This is a genomic window from Polaribacter sp. BAL334 (assembly GCF_015767435.1).
In the GTDB taxonomy this organism is placed as follows: Bacteria; Bacteroidota; Bacteroidia; order Flavobacteriales; family Flavobacteriaceae; genus Polaribacter.
Genome location: NZ_JADWOV010000065.1, coordinates 1 through 1,157, shown reverse-complemented (window position 1 = coordinate 1,157; position 1,157 = coordinate 1). Strand labels below are relative to the sequence as shown.

Here is a 1,157-nt window from a genome sequence, read left to right as displayed (position 1 = left end):
GTATTGAACTCTATTATTATTCTCAAGCCTATCAATAGTGAGTTTGTTGTAAACCACAAGAAACCCACCCTCAATTTTTATGGCTTCAATTCGTGAGAGATAAAACAAAGTGTCTTCAATATCTTCTATAGATGCTTTAACTTCAAATAATTGGACTTGTTTAGCAAATGCTATTTGCAATTCAAGAACTGAAAATTCAACTAATACTTCATCTTTATCAGGTTCATCATGTTCAAGAATTTTGTTGCTCTTGTCATACAGATAGCCAACAATAAACTCTGCCAAAATGTGACGCTTTTCTAATCTCTCTTTTAACTCCACTTGGGGTTGACAACTGATAGCCACAATATGATTCTTAGAATAATCCTTATTTTGTCTCTTTATCCAATTCTTAATTGCCCAAAAGTTGAGAATGATTTTTATTTTGTTAGGAGAAACATCTTTGCATCCGTATTCTTCTGCTTGTTCATTTAGTTCTTTGATGTGAAATGATTTTTCTTGTTCATCAAACAATGGACAAAGAAAATTTTCAATCTTTCCATAACTTTGAGTAATTGCAAGGGAACGATTTTTATTTTCTCCTTTTTTGATGAAAGCAGTTAAATCCTTCGAGTCTGATAAAATATTTTCATCTCGCAAAAGGTTAACAACAGAAATCACATTCTGAATATTTAGACCTAAATTATCAGCAATGTAATCAACCCTAGCTTCGGCTTCATCAGATTGCAAGTGCTTTCTACTCTTACTTGAAAACAGACTTTTAATAATTCTAGTCGCAGTTATTTTTTGTTCTTCACTGAATTTTTGTGAAAACATTATTTTGTCAATTGCTTCTTGCGCTGTCTTTGAAAGAATGCTATCAGCAAAAACTCTGGGCATGTTTTGTTTTCGCTTTACATAGCCAGCTTCTTCCAGTGCTGCAATTGCAGTGGTAACCCTGGTTTCAATTTCTTTTAAATTGTCATCCCAACCGGCTGCTCTTGCTATTTCCAAAGCAGATTTTTGAACACTTGATTTGAATTTGGTAATGACCTTTATGGCATTCCAAATTTGTTTTATTTCATGTAAATTTATTTTAGTTTGGTTCAACAAAATGAAATGTTTATTCAGGTCTTCTTCATTAAATAAAACATAACAGTCGGCAGTTATATTTTCAT

At 32.2% G+C, this 1,157-nt stretch carries 1 pseudogene; it reads right to left on the bottom strand.

Annotated elements, in window-relative coordinates:
• Positions 1-1,157: pseudogene (locus IU405_RS00360) on the bottom strand (RecQ family ATP-dependent DNA helicase); the annotation flags it as partial.